The sequence below is a fragment of the Dyella ginsengisoli genome, from assembly GCF_044904665.1.
Taxonomy (GTDB): domain Bacteria; phylum Pseudomonadota; class Gammaproteobacteria; order Xanthomonadales; family Rhodanobacteraceae; genus Dyella_A; species Dyella_A ginsengisoli.
The window spans coordinates 117,886-137,640 of the sequence record NZ_JADIKM010000004.1 but is presented as its reverse complement, the minus strand read 5'-3'; the positions used below and the strand labels follow the sequence as shown (position 1 = coordinate 137,640).

The window sequence follows — 19,755 nt, the reverse complement described above, 5'->3', positions numbered from 1 at the left end:
TTACAAGCATGACTCAGCCCCCCACCCCATCAAAAAAATCATACGGCCAATTGCTAAGAAACCCCTCACCGTCAAATGATGACTTTGAAATCGTTGCGTTTGATGGAGATAACGGATCGCGCTCAAATAAATACACCACAACATCTTCTAGCGGCAAATCCTCCTCCGCCAAGAGAAGCTGACCGGTTTTAGCGACCATCGTCTCGCTGTGTGTTTCAATTATGAAGCGAAGATCAACCCCTATCCGCCGAGCACCGATGAGCACCTTATAAAATAGCTCCATTAACCTCCCCTGCATTCGAGGATGCAAATGGAGCTCCGGCTGCTCAACGAGAAAAATAACCGGAGCCTGCGCCGCAAAGTCACGTTGACTGAAGACAGGCGAATTTCGGCGCCGGCGCCTGGTCACCTGCCACACCTGCGCCAAAATCGGTATAACCTGAGAGAATCCAAAGCCCACGTCAGCAAGGTTGACTCGTGTCTTCCTTTCCGCATCCTCAATCAAGATGCTTACGTGGCCAGCATGACTTTCCACCAAAACAGAAAACCCCATGTTGTCTGCCGTCCAATCTGCAAACGCCCTAGCCTCGGGCTCACCCAGGCTTTTTAGAAACATAGCCAAATTGTCGCCATTAGGAGCAATCTCATCTACGGCAATCGCCCTTTGTCTGTAGTAACGCTCCGCAGAAGCACGCAATGGGGTTATATATCTTACGTTGGAGAAAGATGCAGTGAGAACCGAGTTCACCACATCGAATATGTTATTAAAACTTATCGCAAATAGCGCCCGATGAATTTCTCGAATCTCATCACTATCAGCAGACAACGCACGAAGACGCCTCCGCCAGACATCGCCGAGATCAGCGCTCTTTAGTTGCGTAATGATCGAACTTCTTGGCCCATAAGTTAAACCACCTATCAGGTCTAGAATTGTCTGATCAGCCACCCTGTGATGAGCAAATGATTTAACGACATTAAATATACGCGCAATGATTTCATCGTCATCAATGTGAACCAAAATCGTCGGCAACAGGCGCGCCTGACGTATTACCTGCCGAACCTGTGTCAGGGGCAGCAGATCCTCACCATTTACCTGCAGCTTTTTAAGAGTCAGCTCTCGATCGACCAATACATAGGCTACATTGCCGTCTTGCTCAATGGTATATTCCGAAAATATTGGGCTATTAACATCATGCTCTTCGGCCGACTGCTTAAGATGAAACCTGTATTCGAGCAGGGAATTTAGATGATCCCTGGTTGGCCTTCTTGCCTGGGAAGGCATCGAAAAATACATGTGCCTCAGCGGATGAGAGAATCTAAATGAAAACTCAATTACTGGATCACCAGCGGAGTTGTTCAATGACTCCCAAAACGTCCCAAAATCAACATAATCACCCCACCATAAAATATCGTTCAGAGTCTTTTCTTCTGAACTCTGACGAAGCAAAGGAAATGACCGCAAGAACGTGCTTTTCCCTGCGCTATTCTTTCCTAGAAGAACTGTCAGAGGCTTTATCTCAACGTCACCAGTGTCCTTGAGACTCCGGAGATTGCGAATCGAAATACTTTCCATTTTATTGATGAGACCTATGGATGAAATGAAATGGTCAGGACGTTATATGGCATTCAAGCATTCGCTACGGCAATGGATAAGCCGCTACGTCAAACCATCGGCAACTTCACACCCTGCTCCTTGGCACACTCCACCGCCACCTCATACCCAGCATCCGCATGCCTCATCACCCCGGTCCCCGGATCATTCCAAAGCACCCGCCCAATCCGCTTATCGGCTTCCTCGGACCCATCGCACACAATCACCACCCCCGAGTGCTGCGAATACCCCATCCCCACCCCGCCCCCATGATGCAGCGACACCCAGGTCGCCCCACCGGCCACATTCAACATCGCATTGAGCAACGGCCAGTCCGACACCGCATCCGACCCATCCTTCATCGCCTCGGTTTCGCGGTTCGGTGACGCCACCGACCCCGAATCCAGGTGATCGCGCCCAATCACCACCGGCGCCTTCAGCTCGCCGTTGCGCACCATCTCGTTGAACGCCAGCCCCAGCTTGTCGCGCAGCCCCAGCCCCACCCAGCAGATGCGCGCGGGCAGGCCCTGGAAGCGGATGCGCTCCCTGGCCATGTCCAGCCAGCGGTGCAGGTGAGCGTCGTCGGGGATCAGCTCCTTCACTTTCTGGTCGGTCTTGTAGATGTCTTCAGGGTCGCCGCTGAGTGCCACCCAGCGGAACGGGCCGATGCCCTTACAGAACAGTGGGCGCACGAAGGCGGGTACGAAGCCGGGGAAGGCGAAGGCGTTGGCGCAGCCTTCGTCCTTGGCCATCTGACGGATGTTGTTGCCGTAGTCGAAGGTGGGGATGCCCTGGGCGTGGAACGCGAGCATCGCCTCCACGTGCACTTTCATCGACTGCTTGGCGGCCTTGGCGGTGCCGGCCGGGTCGCTCTTGCGGCGCTCGAACCACTGCTCCACCGTCCAGCCCCGCGGCAGGTAGCCGTTGACCGGGTCGTGCGCGCTGGTCTGGTCGGTGACGGCATCGGGGCGCACGCCGCGCTTGACCAGCTCGGGCAACACATCCGCTGCGTTGCCCAGCAGCGCGATGGATTTGGCTTCGCCGGCGGCCGTGTACTTGGCGATGCGCGCCAGCGCGTCGTCGAGGTCGCTGGCCTGCTCGTCCACGTAGCGGGTCTTCAGGCGGAAGTCGATGCTCTTCTGCTGGCACTCGATGTTGAGGCTGCAGGCGCCGGCCAGGGTGGCGGCCAGGGGCTGCGCGCCGCCCATGCCGCCCAGCCCCGCGGTGAGAATCCACTTGCCCTTGAGGTTGCCGGCGTAGTGCTGGCGGCCCATCTCCACGAAGGTTTCGTAGGTGCCCTGCACGATGCCCTGCGAGCCGATGTAGATCCACGAGCCGGCCGTCATCTGGCCGTACATCATCAGGCCTTTCTTATCGAGCTCGTTGAAGTGCTCCCAGGTGGCCCAGTGCGGCACCAGGTTGGAGTTGGCGATGAGCACGCGCGGCGCGTCGGCGTGGGTGCGGAACACGCCGACCGGCTTGCCGGACTGCACCAGCAGCGTCTCGTCGTCGTTCAACTCGCGCAGCGATTTGAGGATGGCGTCGAAGCACTCCCAGTTGCGCGCGGCGCGACCGATGCCGCCGTACACCACCAGCTCGGCCGGGTTCTCCGCCACCTCGGGGTCGAGGTTGTTCTGCAGCATGCGGAACGGCGCCTCGGTGAGCCAGCTCTTGCAGCTGAGCTCGGTGCCGCGCGGTGCGCGGATGGTGCGGGTGGTGTCGATGCGGGTGGGGGCGTTCATGGCGTGCTCGCGGAACTGGTGGAAAGCTCGATTGTGGCCACCGCTCCCCCGGGCGGAAAGCGGCAGTGCGGCAAGGGCTCAGTGCTTGAGGTGCGCCAGCGCGTCGCGCATGCGGTTGAGCGCGGCCTGCTGGTCGGGCCGATCGCCGAAGCGTTCTGCAAACGCCTGCACCGTGTCGGCCAGCCCGGCGCGGGGCTGCTCCATCTGCACCTGCGCGCGCAGTTGCCAACCATCGGGGGCATCGGGCTCTATACGGATCAGCTGATCGGCGACGTCCCAGGCGTTGTCCCACTGCCCGGTGCCGCCATAGATCAGGCCCAGCGATTCCCACGACCATTTATCGGTGGGGTCGAGGCGCACCGCCTGCTCGAGCTCGCCGGTGGCCCGGGTGTTTTCTTCCAGCTCCAAGTCGGCATAGCCCAGGCCGCGATAGACGGCGCCCTTGCCCGGCAGCTGCGGCGCCACGGCGCTGATCTCGTCGCGCGCCCAGCTTGGGTAGCCCAGCGGAACCAGCGCAAATGCGCGGCTGAGCCGGTCATTGGGACGATTGGCAAAGCGGATCACCTCGGCGTAATACACCGCGGCCAGCGTGTGTTGCTGCGCCGTGTCCGCGCTTTGGCCGGCAGAGTCGAGCGGGTCGAACGAGGCCACGTCCTGCAGCGTGTGCATCATCAGGGCCAGCTCCGGCGGGGTGTCGCAGCGGCAGCTGTAGAAGTTGAATTCGCGCAGCCGCACGTCGGTGGCGTTGAGGTAGAGCAGTGGGTTCTGCGCCGCGTGCGACAGCTCAAGGCGACGCAACGCTTCGAGCTCTCCCGGTGTGCCGCCCCACTTGGGTTCGGCCATCACATTGGCCGTGGCATACAGAAGGAAGTCGGCCGGCGCGATCTTCAGCCCGGCTTCGCGCGCCTGCAGCGCGTAGTCGCGCCCCAGCGTCATGCGGCCGATATCCATCATGGACGCATAGACCGGCGTGAGGCGCGGGTCGAGCGCGATCGCGTGGCGAAGATCGGTATCGGCCTCCTGGGCCAGGCGATCCATGGACAGGATCGCGTCGGGCGGGGTATCGCTGATGAACTTTTCGCCGCGCGCCGTGGCCGCCATCCGCGCATAGGCCATGCCGCTGGCGGCATAGGCAAAGGCGCTATTGGGCGACTGCCGCTTCCACGCGTCGAGCGTGGGGCGGATGTCGAACGAGCCGTCGTCGAAGGCGTTCTGGTAGATGTGGTCGAGCATGCCCCGCGCGGCGGGATCGGTGAGCTGCTGGTGCAGAGCATCGGCCAGCTGACGATCCAGCTCCGCGGCGTGACCCCGCTCGATCAGGCGACGCGCCTCGTCGAAGCTGATGCCGGGCTGGTAGCGGTAGTGGCAGTAGGCCTTTACCGCGTCGGCGTTCCAGTGGCTGCCGGGAGGGTCCGGGTAGGCCAGGCAGCGCTGCAGCGGATCGTTGATCGCTTCGACCTTGCGGGCCTGGCTCAGGAACTGATCCACCTGGGTCTGCGTGAACGGCTCAAAGCGCAGCGGGGGTGGCTGAGCCGCGGACGCGGCCGCCGGTGGCTGAGCGGGTGCGCTGGCGAGCGCGGGGTGTGTTGCCGGTGCAGTCACGCTTCCGTGGAGCCACCAGCCAGCCAGCGCCAGCGTCGCCGCGACGGTCGCGGCCATCGCCACTCTTCCCCTGCGTGCCATGCGCTCCCCCTGTCCCTGTTGGCCCCGCGACGGAACATAGCAGGGCGGCCGTTTCGAAGCGTGGCGTTTTGGGCGACCGGGACGCACTGGCACGAGGGCGAAAGAACCTGCGATGCGCTGCCCCTGGCAGGCGTGCCTCAGACACGCCTGCCCGATACCCGGCAAGGGGCGCGCCGTTATAGGTTTGAGCTGGCGGCAACCTGTTGTGCAAGTGCACCGCACGCGCCGGCGAGCCAGTGGCGCGCGGCGTCGAGCGTGGCGTCGCCTTCGGCGGTGGCCTCGGCCAGTACGGTTTGATCGGGCGCGATGCGCTCGCCGTAGGCCTGCCCGGTGCGATCCACGTCGACCGAGGTGGTGAGGAAGATCTCGCTGCCGTCGGGCAGGCGGAAACCGCTGTTGCCGGTGCTCAGGCCCGCGGTGGGCTGGCCGAACGAGCGCGTGCCGGGCCGGCCGCGGAAGGCGACGGCCACCACCTCGCCGGAGCTGGCGGTACGCGGCCCCAGCAGCAAGGCGACTCGCGCGTGCTCCAGTGCCGGCCCCTTCGGCAGGTCCGGATCGAGCGGGCTGGCGGCGTGCAGCGGATACACCTGGCCCTGCGCGTTGCGGAACCCGCCGAGCACGCCCTCGCCCAGCAGCGGACGCAGGCTGGCGAGCATGGGCAACATGCTGCCGCCGGGGTTGTGGCGCAGGTCCACCACCCAGCCGCAGCGCGCCTGCGGCTGCACGCGGGTGATGTCGCCGATGACGCCGGTGACGAAGGCCCGCCGCGCCGCACCCTGCATGCCGCTGTAGCCGGGCATGTCGATGTAGCCGAGCTGGCCGGGCAGCGCCTGCACCTTCGGCGACGAGGAGGCGAAGCCGCCGTGCTCGAGCTTCTGTGCGGTGGCGGCCGGCTGCAGGTGGCTGTGGTGGTCGCCCAGCGCAGCCAGCAACTGGCGGATGGCGGGGTACGCGTCGGCCGCCGCGCCGGTGGGGTGCACCATGGCGCGCAGCTTGGGTTCCAGCGTGGGCCAGTCCACCTGCGCGGCGCGCAGGGCGTGGGCGCGCACGATCTCGATGGCGGCATTCAGCATGCTCAGCGGCGTGATGTGCACCGCGGGCGACACGCGCGAGGTAAGGCGCAGATCGGTGGTGCTGACCTCCCCTGCCCCGGTGAGCGCGGTGCCGAGGAAGATCTTCTCGGCGTCGTCCGGCACGTCCACCTGCACTTCACGATGCGCCGCGGCGGTGGTGCCGAACACCGGCTGCAGCTGCGAGTTGGCGAACGCCTCCGAAGGTCGCCCACCGTCCACGCGCAGCCAGATCAGCGCGCCCTGGGCGGCGTCGCGGGTGGACAGATCCGCGGTGAGCGTGAGCCGGTGGCCGCGATACGGCAGCGCGTTGAGCACGAGGCCGGAGGCACCGAACTGGCCGGGCAGCGGATCGTCGCCACGCAGGGTGACACTCGCGCCCTGCGCGTCACGCGGATCGCCGGTGCCCTGCACCACATAGTGTGTGCGACCCGAGCCGGTGACGATCCATCCGGCCCCGGATTGCGCCATGCCCATGGCCGGCACGCCGAGCAGCCCCACCAGTATTCCGACCCATCGCATCCAGCGACCCATGGCGTTCCCTCGACATTGGTGAAGCGTCGAAAGTACGCCGGGCCGAAGGGGGACGCCAGCCGTTCGGGCGGGAGCCGCGTCGATTCGCAAATCGTTGCGGCGTGAAACGCTGCGGCTTACACCAGCAGCCAGCCGGCGTGCAGCGCCAGCACCGCGAGGCTGATCCCCAGGCGCATGCGGCGGTAGGGGGCCGTCCATAACGGATCGCGCTGGTCGATCACCAGCCAGATCGCAAAGCCCGCGGCGAGCAGCGCCAGCGCGTAGAGCGGCGCGTGCAGCAGCAGCAGCGCGGAGAAGCCGATCAGGCTGGGCATCACCGATTCCACGAAGCGCAGCGGCGACACGCCGCCGGCGAGGCCGCGGCCCCAGCGCGCGCCGCCGAGAAAGCTGAGGATCACCGCGCCGTAGGACACGAACACCGCCGCGGCGAAGCCGGCCCACGCGGGCCACACGAACGCGGCGAGCAGCGCGCCGGCGAACGGCAGCACGCCGCTCCAGCCCAGCGCGAGCATGCCGCGCGGCAACGGCGGTTTGGAGGAATCGATCATGCGGGGCACTCCTGGCCGGCACCGTGCCGACCCGTGGCGCATGATGACCGAAGCGCCCGCACTGGCCCAAGCGGCACTGGCGTCGCAGGGGCGTGCGACGGAGGCTGCGGCCACCGTCACCGAGGAGCCGCCGCCATGATCGTGCTTGCCGCCCTGCTCGCCGCTGCCGCGGCGCCCGCCGCCCCCGTCACACTGCGCTGCACGGTATGGCAGCGCGAACAGGCGTTCGCTCGCAGCGTGCGCGAGCACGACTCGGTGGCGTTCCGTACGTTCCTCACCGCCGACGCGGTGTTCGACGCGAACACCGCACATCCCGTGCGCGGCGCCGAGGCAATCGCGGCGGCGTGGGCGCCGATCATCGCGGGCAAGGAGCTGCAGCTGGACTGGCAGCCGGCCAACGAGGTGGTGAGTGCGGACGGTCGGCTGGCGCTGTCCAGCGGCCCGTACCGTCTGACCACGACGGACAAGGCCGGGCAGTCGCAGACCGCGATCGGCCGCTTCAGCACGGTGTGGCGGCGCGGACGCGACGGCGCGTGGCGGGTGCAGTTCGACGGCGGGGATGGCGGGCGACCGGCGGACGCAGCGGCGCTGGCAGCGTTTTCGCAGGGCGTGGACAAGGCATGTCCTGCGGCGCCGTAGATGTGGCGGTGCGGATGATGCGGTGTCGCCGCGTCGCCCGGGAGTGCGATGCCACAGGCCGTGAAGCGAGCTGAAATCCGCGGCCGCCTGCCCATCAGCATCCATGTCCGAAAACGGCGAGTTTGCCCCGCTGCGCGGTGCTAGCCTGCGCGGCATGGACACTCCCCTGCCCTCTGCACTGCCCGATGCGCGCACCTGCGAGCGCGCCCGGCTGAGTCGCGACGCCCGCTTCGACGGCCTGTTCTTCACCGCCGTCACCAGCACGCGCATCTATTGCCGGCCGGTGTGCCCGGCACCGTCGCCGAAGCCGACAAACGTGCGCTATTACGCGAGCGCGGCGGCGGCCGAAGCGGACGGATTCCGGCCGTGCCTGCGCTGCCGGCCGGAGCTGGCGCCGGGCAACGGCGACTGGCAGCGCGGCGGCCACGTGGTGGCGCGGGCGCTGACGCTGATCGAGCACGGCGCGCTGGAAACCGGTTCGGTGGATGAACTGGCCGCGCGTGTGGAGCTGGGCGCAAGGCAGTTGCGGCGACTGTTCGTGGAGCACGTGGGGGTGCCGCCGCTGAGCGTGCACACCACGCGGCGCCTGCTGTTCGCCAAGCAGCTGCTGACCGAGACGGCGATGCCGGTGACCGAGGTGGCGCTGGCGGCGGGGTTCGGCAGCCTGCGCCGGTTCAACGCGGCGTTCGCGCAGGCGAACCGGCTCGCACCACGCGAGCTGCGGCGGCAGCCGCGTGCGCCGCTCGGCGCGCCGCTGGTGCTGCGGCTGGGCTATCGCCCGCCGTACGACTTCGCCGCGCTGCTGGCGTTTCTGCGCGGCCGTGCGCTGCCCGGCGTGGAGGCGGTGGACGACAGCGGCTATGCGCGCGTGTTCGGCGACCCCGCACAGCCGTCGTGGCTGCGGCTGAGTGCGTGGCCACAGGGCGAACACGCGCTCAAGCTGGAACTGCACGGCGTGGCCCCGGCGCAGTTGCTCGGCGTGGTGACGCGGCTGCGCCGCATGTTCGACCTGGATGCCTCGCCGCAGGCGATCGCCGCGGTGTTCAAGCGCGATGCGGTGCTCGGGCCGCTGGCGAAAAAGCATCCGGGCCAGCGCCTGCCCGGCGGCTGGGACGGTTTCGAGATCGCGGTGCGCGCGATCCTCGGCCAGCAGGTGAGCGTGGCCGCGGCGCGCACGCTGGCCTCGCGCGTGGTGCAGCGCTTCGGCACGCCGCTGGCGGATGCGCCGCTGCCGGGGCTGGAGCGGATCTTCCCCACCCCGGCGCAACTGGCCGAGGCGGACCTGGGCACGCTGGGCATCACCGGTGCGCGCATCGCAACGATCCGCGCGGTGGCGCAGGCGCTACTGGACGGGCGCATCGACTTTCGCCCGGAGCAACCGTTGGAGACGTTCGTGGAGCGCTGGGTGGCGCTGCCGGGCATCGGTGCGTGGACCGCGCACTACATGGCGATGCGCGCGCTGAGCCACCCCGATGCGTTCCCCGCGGCAGACCTGATCCTGCGTCGCGCGGCGGCGCCGGGTGCGGACGAACTGAGCACGCGCGCACTGGAGCAACGCGCCGAGGCGTGGCGGCCGTGGCGCGCCTACGCCGTGATGCATTTGTGGCGCAGCGTGGGCGAGGCCGCCGTGGCCGCCGGAGCCAAGCGATGAGCGGCGCGATCTGGTTCGACGAGATGCCCTCGCCGGTCGGCCCGCTGCGGCTGGTGGCCGACGAGCACGGGCTGCGGCAGATCTGGTTCGAGACCGAACGACACCCGAAGCGCGCCGCGCCGCATTGGGTACGCGCGCCGCAGGCGGTGCAGTTTGCGCGCGAGCAGCTGGAGGAATACTTCGCCGGCACGCGGCAGGTATTCGAGCTGCCGCTGCATCCGGTGGGCACGCCGTTCCAGCTCACCGTGTGGCACGCGCTGGCGGACATTCCCTATGGCGCCACGCAGAGCTACGGCGAGGTGGCGCGGCGCATCGGCGAGCCGCAGGCGGTGCGCGCGGTGGGCGCGGCGAACGGGCGCAATCCGCTGCCGATCGTGCTGCCGTGCCATCGGGTGATCGGCGCCGACGGCAGCCTCACCGGTTTCGGCGGCGGCCTGCCGGTGAAGCAGTACCTGCTGGCGATGGAACGGCGCGTGGCGCAGGGCGACCTGTTCGGCGGTTGACGGCAACTCGCCGCCGGCCGTGTGCCGAACGGCACGTTGACGCCCCGGAAATTGCACGTATACAGTGTATACATGCCACGCCTGACCACTGCCGAAAAAATCCGCCGCGCCGCGCTGAAGCTGTTCGAGCGCGGCGGTGCCGACGCGGTGAGCATGCGCCGCGTGGCCGACGCGGTGGGCATCACGCCGATGGCGATCTACCGCCACTTTCCCAGCCGCGAGGCGCTGCTCAAGCGCCTGTCCGACGACAGCTTCGAGGCGATCGCACACGAGTGGGCGGCCCACGCGACGCACCCGGACGTGCTGGAGCGGCTGCAGGCGCTGCTCGTCCCCTACCTCGACTACGCGCTGGCCAACCCGCACCTGTTCGACCACGCGTTCTCGCTGCGCCGCGACGACGCGCGCCGATTTCCCGAAGATTTCCGCGAGCGCCAGTCGCCCACGCTCACCGTGATTGCCGATGCGATCGACGACGGCATGCGCCGCGGCGTGCTGCGCAAGGACGATCCATGGGACGTGGCGATGACGCTGTGGGCGCACTCGCACGGGTTGATCGCGCTGTATCGCGCCGGCCGCTTCAGTTACGACGAGGCGCAGTTCCGCGCCTTCTATCTCGCATCGCTGCGGAGGGTGATCGATGGCATCAAGGCTTGATCGCAAGGGGCTGGCGCTGGGCCTGGCCGCAGTAGCGCTGTCGGCGCTGGGCTGGTGGTTCGGCAGCGGCCTGGCGCCGCAGTGGTGGCTGACCTGGCTGGCGCCGCTGCCGGTGCTGCTGCTGGCACCGCGCGTGCGCCGCCGCTGGGCCGCGCTGGCGGCATTCGCGGCGTACGCGCTGGGTGGACTGAACCAGTGGAGCTACCTGCACGGCTATATCGGCCTGCCGATGTCGACGATCGTGCCGGCGGTCGCCGGGCCGGGGCTGATGCTGGCGCTGTGCGTGCTGCTGTTCCGTCGCCTGCTCACGCGCGGTCGACATATCGCCGCGGCGCTGGCGGCGCCCGCGCTGTGGGTGACGATCGAATACATCAACACGCAGCTCTCGCCGCACGGCACGTTCGGCAGCATCGCGTACACGCAGATGGATGCGCTGGCGATCCTGCAGCTGGCGGCGCTCACCGGGCTGTGGGGCATCAGCTTTCTGCTGTTGCTGGTGCCGGCCGCTGTGGCGGTGCTGGCCGCGCCGCAGGTGTCGCGGCGCGGGCGCATGGCGGTGGCGGCAGTTGGCGTGCTGCTGCTCGTGGCGACGCTCGGCTTCGGCAGTTGGCGGCTGCAGGCCCCGACCACGGCGCGCGTGCGGGTGGGGCTGGTCTCATTGGAAAAACCGATCCGGCCGGCCCTGCACGACGCCGACGGACAGGCGCTGCAGGCGCGCTACATGGCGGCGATCGATCGCCTGGGGGCGGCCGGCGCGCAGGTAGTGGTGATCCCCGAGACCGCATTCGCCACGGCTGAGGCGACCGTACCCGCGTTCGCCGACGCCGCGCAGCGCCACGGCCTCATCCTCGACGCCGGCATCGACTTCACCGGCGATCCACGCGCCGAACGCAACATGGCGATGGCGTTCGCGCCGGGTGCCGCGATGCCGCTCACCTACAGCAAGCAACACCTGATCCCGGGCTTCGAGAAGCAGTACACGCCGGGCGAGGACTATCGCCTGCTGCACGGCACGCCGCGCATCGGCCTGGCGATCTGCAAGGACATGGACTTTCACGACATCGGCCGTGCGTATGCGATGCGCGATGCGCAGCTGCTGCTGGTGCCGGCGTGGGATTTCAGCATCGACGGCTGGCTGCATAGCCGCATGGCGATCATGCGCGGGGTGGAGAGCGGCTTCGCGATCGCGCGCGCGGCGCGCTCCGGCCGCCTCACCTTGAGCGACGACCGCGGCCGCGTGATGGCCGAGGCGTCGAGCGAGCAGCACGACGCCGACCTGGTGGGCGAGCTGCCGCTGCGCGAGACGCACACGCTGTATGGCCGCTGGGGCGACTGGTTCGTCTGGGCCGATCTGGCCGCGCTGGCGGCGATGCTGGTGCTGGCCGTGATGCCGCGGCGCACGGAAAGCCGCAGCGGCGGCTGAACCCTTCTTTCGCCCGCCGTCGCGTCAACGGGACGCCAGTGCGCGAGGGGCTGCGTAGACCGCCGATCAGCCGCCGCCGTTGCTGGAGCTGTGCGCCGGCGCACTGGCCTTGGTTGCCTGCGGCACCGGTTGCGGCAGCAGCGCGTCGCTGTAGCGCTGCACGCGATCGCGCTGCTGTGCCTGGTAGAGCTGGTCCTGGGCCTGCTGTGCCTTGTCGACCTGCGGGTCGTTGGCGGTGCTGCTGCTCGACGCGGGGCGACGGGTGCGCTCAATCGATTCCTGCCGCAGCTGGTGCTCCACCTGGTTCTTGCGCAGCTGGTCGCGCACTTGGTTCTGCTGCACCGTCTGGCGGAAGCGCTGCTGCGCGGCGGTGGGCTGGATCAGCACCGGTCGCGGCGGCGGCGTGGTGGGCTGGTTCTGGCTCGCCCATGCCGGTGCGCAGGCGGCGATCGCAAGAACCGACGCGGCAAGCGGCCAGATGAAAGGATTGCGAGATGTCATCGTCACACCTATGCGCGATCATGGCGCGTTGCCATGTTCGTGATCCTAGGTTCCAACGCATGAAATTCCTGTTCCGTCTACTCGCCAGCTCGCTGCTGCTGGTTGTCGCAGGCTGCGCCCAGGCGCCGGTGCCGCGCGCGGCGATGCCGGCCTCGCACGTTCCGCTGCTGCTGATCTCCATCGACGGCTACCGCCACGACTACCTCGACCGCGGCCTCAGCCCCACCCTCGCGGCGCTGGCGAAGGACGGCGTGCGGGCCGACGGCATGCAGCCCTCGTTTCCCTCGCTGACCTTTCCCAACCACTACACGCTGGTGACCGGCCTGCGCCCGGACCACCACGGCATCGTGCACAACACGATGGAAGACCCCGCGCTGGGCCACTTCGCGCTGAAGGATCGCGCCGCGGTGAGCGACGGCCGCTGGTGGGCCGAGGCCACGCCGCTGTGGGAAACCGCCGACCGCGCGGGGCTGAAGACCGCCACCATGTTCTGGCCCGGCACCGAGGCCGACATCCACGGCATGCACCCGGATCACTGGCGGCCCTACGACGGCGGCGTGACGCCCGATCAGCGCGTGGACCGGGTGCTGGCCTGGCTCGATCTTCCCGCCGGGCAGCGACCGACCTTCCTCACGCTGTACTTCGACGCGGTGGACCACGCCGGCCACGACCACGGCCCGGATTCGGCGCAGGTGAACCAGGCGCTGCGCGACACCGACGAGGCGCTGGGCCGACTGATCGCCGGCCTGCGTCGGCGCGGCCTGCTCGACCGCATGAACCTGATCGTGCTGGCCGACCACGGCATGGCCGACGTGCCGGTGGGCCACACCGTGGTGCTCGACGATCTGCTGCCGCTGGACCGGGTGGATCGCGTCACCACCGGCGTGCTCGCCGGCTTCAATCCCAAGGCCGGCCACGAGGCGGACTTCGCCGCCATCGAGGCGCGCATGGAGCAGCCGCAGCAGCACATGCAGTGCTGGGACAAGACGCGCGTGCCGGCCCGCCTCGCCTACGGCCGCAACCCGCGCGTGCCGCAGCTGCTGTGCCTGGCCGACGTGGGCTGGACGATCACCACGCGTCACTACCTCGCCCGGCATCCGAACGACCACATGCGCGGCGAACACGGCTACGACAACGCCGACCCGCACATGCAGGCGCTGTTCGTGGCGCACGGTCCGGCGTTCGAGCGCGGCGTGCGGCACGCGGTGTTCCCGAATGTGGATGTCTATCCGCTGATGGCGCACCTGCTGGGCGTCACCCCGGCGGCGAACGACGGCGACTACGACGCGGTGAAGGACATGCTGGTGCCGGCGGCGCGCTGAGCGGGCGGCTCGAAGCCTGCGCAGCGCATCGGCACATCGAAGCGCCATAGGCCAATCGGGCTAATGACGCGGCGCAGGTGCTCGCACATCATGCGCCGCTCCCCCATCCGACCTGCCCCACCATGAACTTGCTCTCCCGATGGATTTCCTGCGCCGCGCTGGCACTCCTCGCCGGCTGCGCCACGCAGCATCCGGCCGTGCAGGCCGACGCCGCACCGCCCGCGCCACTGCTGCTGATATCGATCGACGGTTTTCGCGCCGACTACCTCGATCGCGGCATCTCGCCCACGCTGTCCACCCTGGCCAGCGACGGCGTGCGGGCGCAGGCGATGGAGCCTTCGTTTCCCTCGCTGACCTTCCCCAACCACTACACCCTGGTCACCGGTCGCTACCCGGACAACCACGGCATCGTCGACAACGCGATGTATGACCCGACGCTGGGCAGCTTCACCCTGGGCAATCGCCAGGCGGTGGGCGACGGCCGCTGGTGGAACGAGGCCGAGCCGATCTGGGTCACCGCCGAAAAACAGGGGCTGCACACCGCCACCATGTTCTGGCCCGGCTCCGAGGCGGCGATCCACGGCGTACGCCCCGAGCACTGGCTCACCTACGACGGCGACATGCCGTACGACGCGCGCGTGGACAAGCTGCTGTCCTGGCTGGATCTTCCCGCCGCCAGGCGGCCGCAGTTGCTCACGCTGTACTTCGAGGCGGTGGACACCGCCGGCCACTACTACGGCCCCGATGCGCCGGAAACCAACGCCGCCATCGGCGAAGTGGACAGCGCGCTGAGCCGCCTGGTCACCGGGCTGAAGCAGCGCGGCCTGTTCGATCGCATCAACCTGATCGTGGTCGCCGACCACGGCATGGCCTCGACGCCGCCGAACCAGCGCATCTTCCTCGACGACCTGATCACCCCGGGCCATGCGCGCGTGGTATCGACGGGCGCGATCTCCGGAATCATCCCGGCGCCGGGTCGCGAGGCGGAAGTCGAGGCCGCCCTGCTCAAGCCGCACAGGCACATGCAGTGCTGGAAGAAGGCGCAAATTCCCGCCCACCTGCACTACGGACACAACCCGCGCGTACCGCCGCTGTTCTGCCTGGCCCAGGTCGGCTGGCTGATCACCAGCAACACCACCACGATGCTCCACCACGGCAAGCCGATCTACGGCGAACACGGCTTCGACAATGCCGATCCGGCGATGCGCGCACTGTTCCTGGCGCACGGCCCGGCGTTCCGCCAGCACCTGGTGGTGCAGGAATTCCCGAACGTGGACGTCTATCCGCTGATGACCCACCTGCTGCACATCACGCCGGCGCCGAATGATGGGGACTACCGGGCGGTGGAGGAGATGTTGGCGCCGGGGGCGCGGTGAGGCGCGCGAGACCGGGCGGTGATGGCAGGTGGTCGCTCACCTCTCTGGTCCTCTTGACGTGCGGGCTCTAGTTACAACTCGCTGGCACCACTCGTAAACGTGCAAGGGAAAAGCAAAGGCTTTCGTGCGCCTTCGGCGCCCGAGTCACTTTCTCTTGGGTCGCCAAGAGAAAGTAACCAAAGAGAAGGCGACCCTCCTCGGCACTTGCCGGGCTACGCCCGGCAAGTCCGTGAGCCGCGGCCGGGCTTTTCGACAGTGCATCCATGCACTGACGAAAAGGCATCGGCATCCCTGCCGATGCCCCTGCGGGCCTGATCGTCCACGACTCACTGCCTCACAAGGGAGGTGGAGATCAAAAGCAGGGGCAACAGCAACAGCAACAGCAACAGCAACAGCAACGGCAACGGCAACGGCAACGGCAAAGCCAAAGCGAAGGCGACAGCAAGGGCACAGGTGAGAGCTGCGGCTGCGGCTGCGGCTACGGCTACGGCTACGGCAACAGCGAACGCGAACGCGAGGGCGAGGGCGAGGGCGCAGACCCAGGCAAAAGCGATGGTGATCGCGTCAGCGATCGCCGAGCCTGGGCGCGCATAGCGCGCTGCTTTTGACCTTCCCTCCCCTCTGCAGCGGCGGCCGGGCGGAGGAAAAGCCCGAAGGGTGGCCGGCATGGATGCTGGCCAGTTTGGCGTCAGGGCAGGATGCCCTGTCGACAAACCCCGCAGCCCGGACGCGAACCTCCCGGGCCAACGGCCCGGGAGGCGCGGAAGCGGGGTGGCCTTTCTCTTGGTTACTTCTCTTTGGCCAAGCAAAGAGAAGTGACTCGCCCTCCGCAGGAGGACGAAATGCTCTTCGCTTTTGATCCGGCCTAGCGCAAAAGAGTCAAGATCAAGGTGGATGGCGACCGCTCCTGCGGTCGTCCTTCGGACCGCCTTCGGCGTCCGCTTCGGCTCCTGCCTCCGCGAGCCCGCGTTCGCGGGAATGACGGCAAGAGGGCGTGTGGCGTGTGGTGAGAAGCGTGGGCCTATGGCGGTCGGCGAAGCGCGGCGTGGACGCGCCGATCACGCCGCAGGCACAGCTCACTCAGGGCATCGCCCCCTGACTGGTCGGCGTGGGCGGCGTCGCCACGTTGACCAATGGCGGCACACGGTAGAGCCGCCACGCCACCAGCAGCCCGGCCAGCACCAGCGCACCGACGAACGCAGCCACGCCGTGCCACCCGTGCGACGCGTAGAACAGCCCGCCGCCGGCACCCGCCAGGCTCGATCCCATGTAGTACGAGAACAGGTACATCGACGAAGCCTGCGCCTTGGACGCACCCGCGCGGCGACCGACCCAGCTGCTGGCGATGGAGTGGCCGCCGAAGAAGCCGAAGGTGATCGCCACGATGCCCAGCACGATCAGCCACAGCGAGGTGAGCGCGGTCAGCGCCACGCCAAGGAGCATCAGCGCGAACGCCGTCCAAAGCACCTTGCGCCGTCCCAGCTGGCCAGCCAGGTGGCCCATCCACGCGGAGCTGAAGGTGCCGATCAGGTACACGCTGAAGATCGCGCCGACCAGCGTCTGACTCAGCGAATACGGCGGCGCCAGCAGCCGGTAGCCGATGTAGTTGTAGACGGTGACGAACGCGCCCAGCAGCAAAAAGCCGGTGGCGAACAGCCACGGCAGCGCGGCGTCGCGGAACATCGCGGCGAAGCGCGCCAGCAGGCTGCGCAGGTGCAGCGGCTGGCGCACGAAATGTCGCGACGGCGGCAGGCTCGCCCAGAACAGCAGCGCCGACACCAGCCCGATGCCGCCCACCGTGGCCACGCCCACGCGCCAGCCGAAGTAATCGGCCAGCACGCCGGCCACCAGTCGACCGCCCATGCCGCCGATCGCGTTGCCGGCGATGTACAGGCCCATGCCAAGGCCGATGGAATCGGGGTGCATCTCCTCGCTCAGATATGTCATCGCCACCGCGGGCAGGCCGCTCAGGGTGAGCCCGAGCAGCGTGCGCAGCACCAGCAGCATGTGCCAGTCCGGCACCAGCGCGGTGGCCAGCACCAGCACCGCCGAGGACAGCAGCGAGGCGGCCATCACCGACTTGCGCCCCACCGCATCGGACAGCGCGCCGGCAAACAGCATGGCGAAGGCGAGCACGCCGGTGGTGAGAGACAGCGACAGCGCGCTGGTTGCCGCGCTCACACCGTAGTCGTGGCTGAACTGCGGCATCAGCGGCTGCACGCAGTACAGCAGGCCGAACGTGGCCAGGCCGGCGGCGAACAGCGCAAGGTTGGTGCGGTGGAACGCCGGCGTGCCGTGGCGGATCGCGGTGGACGAGGCGTCGGCCGCGGGGCCGGCGGGAGTTGCCGAGGTGGACATTGTGGAGGCATCGCCAGGCGATGCAGGCCGGGCGCCTGCGCGCGCTAGCTTAACGCCGCAGCGGCCAGCGGCAGGCGCAGCGTCACCGCGAGGCCGCCGTCTTCGGCGTTCGCGGCACGCACGCTGCCGCCGTGCACCTGCACCACGCGCTGCACGATGCCCAGCCCCAGTCCGAGCCCGTCCGCGTGGGCCGCGTTGCTGCCGCGGAAGAATGGCCGGAACAGCATGGCCAGCTCCGCCTCCGGCACGCCGGGGCCGTGGTCGCGCACGGTCAGCTCGACCTGGTGGACATCGACGCGATCGAGCATCAGCTGTACGGACGTGCCCGGCGTGCCGAACTTGATCGCGTTGCCTAGCACGTTGTCGATAGCGCGCTCCAGCAGTTGCGCGTTGCCGGTGACCCGCGCCTCGGCGTCGGCCTGCACGTCGAGCTGGATGTGTCGCGCGCGGGCCTCCAGCGTGGCGCGCGCAGCGGCATCGCGCAGCAGCGCGGCGAGATCCACCGACTCGGCCTGCATGCCCGGCAAGCCCCCTTCCAGCCGCGACAGCGCGAGCATCTCGCCGGTGAGGCGGTCCAGCCGCGCAATCTCCTGCTCGGCCTGGCGGAAGTAGCCGGCGGCTTCGGCGGGGCTGCTGCTGCGCTCGGCGAAATCGAGGATCAGCTGCAGCCGCGCCAGCGGCGAGCGCAGCTCGTGCGAGAGATCCTGCAGCACGCCGCGGTCGTGCGCGACCAGCGCCTCGATGCGCTCGGCCATGGCGTCGAAATCGCCGGCCAGCTGGGCCAGCTCGTCGCGGCGCGAACTGCCGCGCCAGCCGACGCGCGCGGACAGCTCGCCCGCCGCCATCCGCTGCGTGGCCGCGCGCAGTGCGGCCACCGGCCGCGCCACGCTGCGCGCGATCCACCAGCCGATGGCGCCCACCAGCAGCAGCGACAGCGCCGTCTGGACGCTGAGCAGGATGCCCTGGCGCGCGTGGTGACGCAGCCGCGTGTGCGAACGGCTGAGCGCGACCAGCTGGTAGCTGCGGCCGTCGTCGCCGGCCACCGCCTGCACGGCCAGGTACATGCCGGGCCGCGGCTGCATCAGCAGATCGTGTCCGGCTCCCAGCAGGTTCGGCAGGTCGCGCTGGATCGGGCCGTACAGGCGCATCGGCGACAGCGGGCGGCCGCCCTCGAACAGCGTCGCCTCGATGCCCTCGTGCCGCTGCTGCTGCACCCACGCCTGCAGCCCCGGCTCGCCGCCGGTCTGATAGGCGTCGCGCGCATCCTGCGCCAGCGCGGGCCAGTCGATCTCCACCGTGGTGGAGTACTCGATGAAGCGCTGCGCCAGCGCGCCACCGACGAGCAGCACCACCAGGTTGGCCAGGCAGAAGCCCAGCAGCAGGCGCCAGTAGAGCGAGCTGCGCAGCGGGTTCATGCCGCCCCCGCCAGCAGCAGATAACCGGAGCCGCGCACCGATTCGATCCGCGGCGCTGCGTCCGACGCCTCGGCCAGCTTGTGGCGCAGGCGGCTCACGTGCACGTCGATGCTGCGGTCGAAACGCTCCAGCTCGCGGCCCAGCGAGAGCCGCGTCAGCGTGCCCTTGTCCACCACCTCGCCGGCGCGCTGCGCCAGCGCCAGCAGCAGCTGGAATTCCGCGCCGGTGAGGTTGAGCTCGTGCGCGCCCACCCAGGCCTGGCGATCGCCCGGCTGCAGCCGCAGCACGCCGACCTGCACGTTGGCCGCCGCCTCGGGGTTCTGCCGACGCAGCTGCGCGCGCACGCGCGCCAGCAGCTCGCGCGGCAGGCAGGGCTTGGCGAGGTAGTCGTCCGCGCCCAGTTCCAGCCCGATCACGCGATCCACCGGTTCGCCGCGGGCGGACAGCATGATCACCGGCAGCCGCTGCTGCATGCGCAGCTCGCGCAGGGTGTCCAGGCCGTCGCGGCCGGGCATCATCACGTCGAGGATCAACAGGTCCGGCCGCTGCGCGCTGTCGCGCAAATGCGCCAGCGCGCCCTCGCCGTCGTGCACCACGTCCACGGTGAAACCCTCGCGCTGCAGGTACTCGGCCAGCAGGCGGGTCAGGGCACGGTCGTCGTCGGCGATCAGGATGCGTGGCATGACGGTCATTCCAGTGTGTCCGCGGCGCGCGCGCCACGGGCTTTACCCATCTTTACGTTTGC

At 68.3% G+C, this 19,755-nt stretch carries 16 protein-coding genes; 7 read left to right on the top strand and 9 right to left on the bottom strand.

Annotated features, from left to right (window positions below):
* Positions 1 to 13: 13 nt before the first annotated feature.
* The 5 genes from ISP17_RS14930 to ISP17_RS14910 form a co-directional block, all read right to left on the bottom strand.
* Complete coding sequence (locus ISP17_RS14930; RefSeq protein ID WP_404634574.1) at positions 14 to 1,573, bottom strand: DUF3696 domain-containing protein; 1,560 nt, start codon at positions 1,571 to 1,573, stop codon at positions 14 to 16.
* An 89-nt stretch (positions 1,574 to 1,662) separates the two neighbouring features.
* Entirely contained in the window at positions 1,663 to 3,333 is a 1,671-nt protein-coding gene (hutU, locus tag ISP17_RS14925; RefSeq protein WP_404634572.1) for a urocanate hydratase, read from the bottom strand.
* Positions 3,334 to 3,411: 78 nt separating this feature from the next.
* Positions 3,412 to 4,992: a tetratricopeptide repeat protein gene (locus ISP17_RS14920; protein WP_404634570.1), complete on the bottom strand. Its 1,581-nt coding sequence runs from the start codon at positions 4,990 to 4,992 to the stop codon at positions 3,412 to 3,414.
* Positions 4,993 to 5,192: 200 nt separating this feature from the next.
* The gene (locus tag ISP17_RS14915) at positions 5,193 to 6,620 is read right to left on the bottom strand and encodes a S41 family peptidase (protein WP_404634568.1); all 1,428 of its coding nucleotides are present in this window, start codon (positions 6,618 to 6,620) and stop codon (positions 5,193 to 5,195) included.
* Between the two features lie 116 nt (positions 6,621 to 6,736).
* Complete coding sequence (locus ISP17_RS14910; RefSeq protein WP_404634566.1) at positions 6,737 to 7,168, bottom strand: DUF3429 domain-containing protein; 432 nt, start codon at positions 7,166 to 7,168, stop codon at positions 6,737 to 6,739.
* Between the two features lie 135 nt (positions 7,169 to 7,303).
* Here ISP17_RS14910 and ISP17_RS14905 point away from each other — a divergent pair, with 135 nt between their 5' ends.
* The 5 genes from ISP17_RS14905 to ISP17_RS14885 all read left to right on the top strand — a co-directional run bounded on the left by ISP17_RS14905 (position 7,304) and on the right by ISP17_RS14885 (position 12,038).
* Positions 7,304 to 7,807 (top strand): YybH family protein, encoded by a 504-nt coding sequence (locus ISP17_RS14905; RefSeq protein ID WP_404634564.1) that lies wholly within the window; start codon positions 7,304 to 7,306, stop codon positions 7,805 to 7,807.
* Between the two features lie 154 nt (positions 7,808 to 7,961).
* Positions 7,962 to 9,458, top strand: a complete 1,497-nt coding sequence (locus ISP17_RS14900; protein WP_404634916.1) for an AlkA N-terminal domain-containing protein — start codon at positions 7,962 to 7,964, stop codon at positions 9,456 to 9,458.
* A complete protein-coding gene (locus ISP17_RS14895; RefSeq protein ID WP_404634562.1) occupies positions 9,455 to 9,961 on the top strand; it encodes a methylated-DNA--[protein]-cysteine S-methyltransferase in 507 nt (168 codons plus the stop codon). The genes ISP17_RS14900 and ISP17_RS14895 overlap by 4 nt, the downstream gene beginning before the upstream one ends.
* Positions 9,962 to 10,033: 72 nt before the next feature.
* A complete protein-coding gene (locus ISP17_RS14890) occupies positions 10,034 to 10,615 on the top strand; it encodes a TetR/AcrR family transcriptional regulator (protein WP_404634560.1) in 582 nt (193 codons plus the stop codon).
* Positions 10,599 to 12,038 (top strand): nitrilase-related carbon-nitrogen hydrolase, encoded by a 1,440-nt coding sequence (locus ISP17_RS14885; RefSeq protein ID WP_404634558.1) that lies wholly within the window; start codon positions 10,599 to 10,601, stop codon positions 12,036 to 12,038. The genes ISP17_RS14890 and ISP17_RS14885 overlap by 17 nt, the downstream gene beginning before the upstream one ends.
* A 66-nt stretch (positions 12,039 to 12,104) precedes the next feature.
* On the opposite strand, the gene ISP17_RS14880 is transcribed toward ISP17_RS14885, so the two are convergent.
* The gene (locus tag ISP17_RS14880) at positions 12,105 to 12,539 is read right to left on the bottom strand and encodes a hypothetical protein (protein ID WP_404634556.1); all 435 of its coding nucleotides are present in this window, start codon (positions 12,537 to 12,539) and stop codon (positions 12,105 to 12,107) included.
* 59 nt (positions 12,540 to 12,598) lie between these two features.
* Here ISP17_RS14880 and ISP17_RS14875 point away from each other — a divergent pair, with 59 nt between their 5' ends.
* Positions 12,599 to 13,861 (top strand): alkaline phosphatase family protein, encoded by a 1,263-nt coding sequence (locus tag ISP17_RS14875; RefSeq protein ID WP_404634554.1) that lies wholly within the window; start codon positions 12,599 to 12,601, stop codon positions 13,859 to 13,861.
* Positions 13,862 to 13,983: 122 nt separating this feature from the next.
* Positions 13,984 to 15,237: an alkaline phosphatase family protein gene (locus ISP17_RS14870; RefSeq protein WP_404634552.1), complete on the top strand. Its 1,254-nt coding sequence runs from the start codon at positions 13,984 to 13,986 to the stop codon at positions 15,235 to 15,237.
* A gap of 1,080 nt (positions 15,238 to 16,317) precedes the next feature.
* Here ISP17_RS14870 and ISP17_RS14865 read toward each other — a convergent pair.
* From ISP17_RS14865 to ISP17_RS14855, 3 genes are read right to left on the bottom strand one after another with little or no spacing between them, the layout of a single operon-like run.
* Positions 16,318 to 17,595, bottom strand: coding sequence for an MFS transporter (locus tag ISP17_RS14865; RefSeq protein ID WP_404634550.1), 1,278 nt, complete (start codon positions 17,593 to 17,595; stop codon positions 16,318 to 16,320).
* Positions 17,596 to 17,639: 44 nt separating this feature from the next.
* Positions 17,640 to 19,010 carry a sensor histidine kinase gene (locus ISP17_RS14860; protein WP_404634548.1) on the bottom strand — a complete coding sequence of 457 codons (1,371 nt, stop codon included), beginning with the start codon at positions 19,008 to 19,010 and terminating at the stop codon, positions 17,640 to 17,642.
* Entirely contained in the window at positions 19,007 to 19,693 is a 687-nt protein-coding gene (locus ISP17_RS14855) for a response regulator (RefSeq protein ID WP_404634546.1), read from the bottom strand. The genes ISP17_RS14860 and ISP17_RS14855 overlap by 4 nt, the downstream gene beginning before the upstream one ends.
* Positions 19,694 to 19,755: the final 62 nt, after the last annotated feature.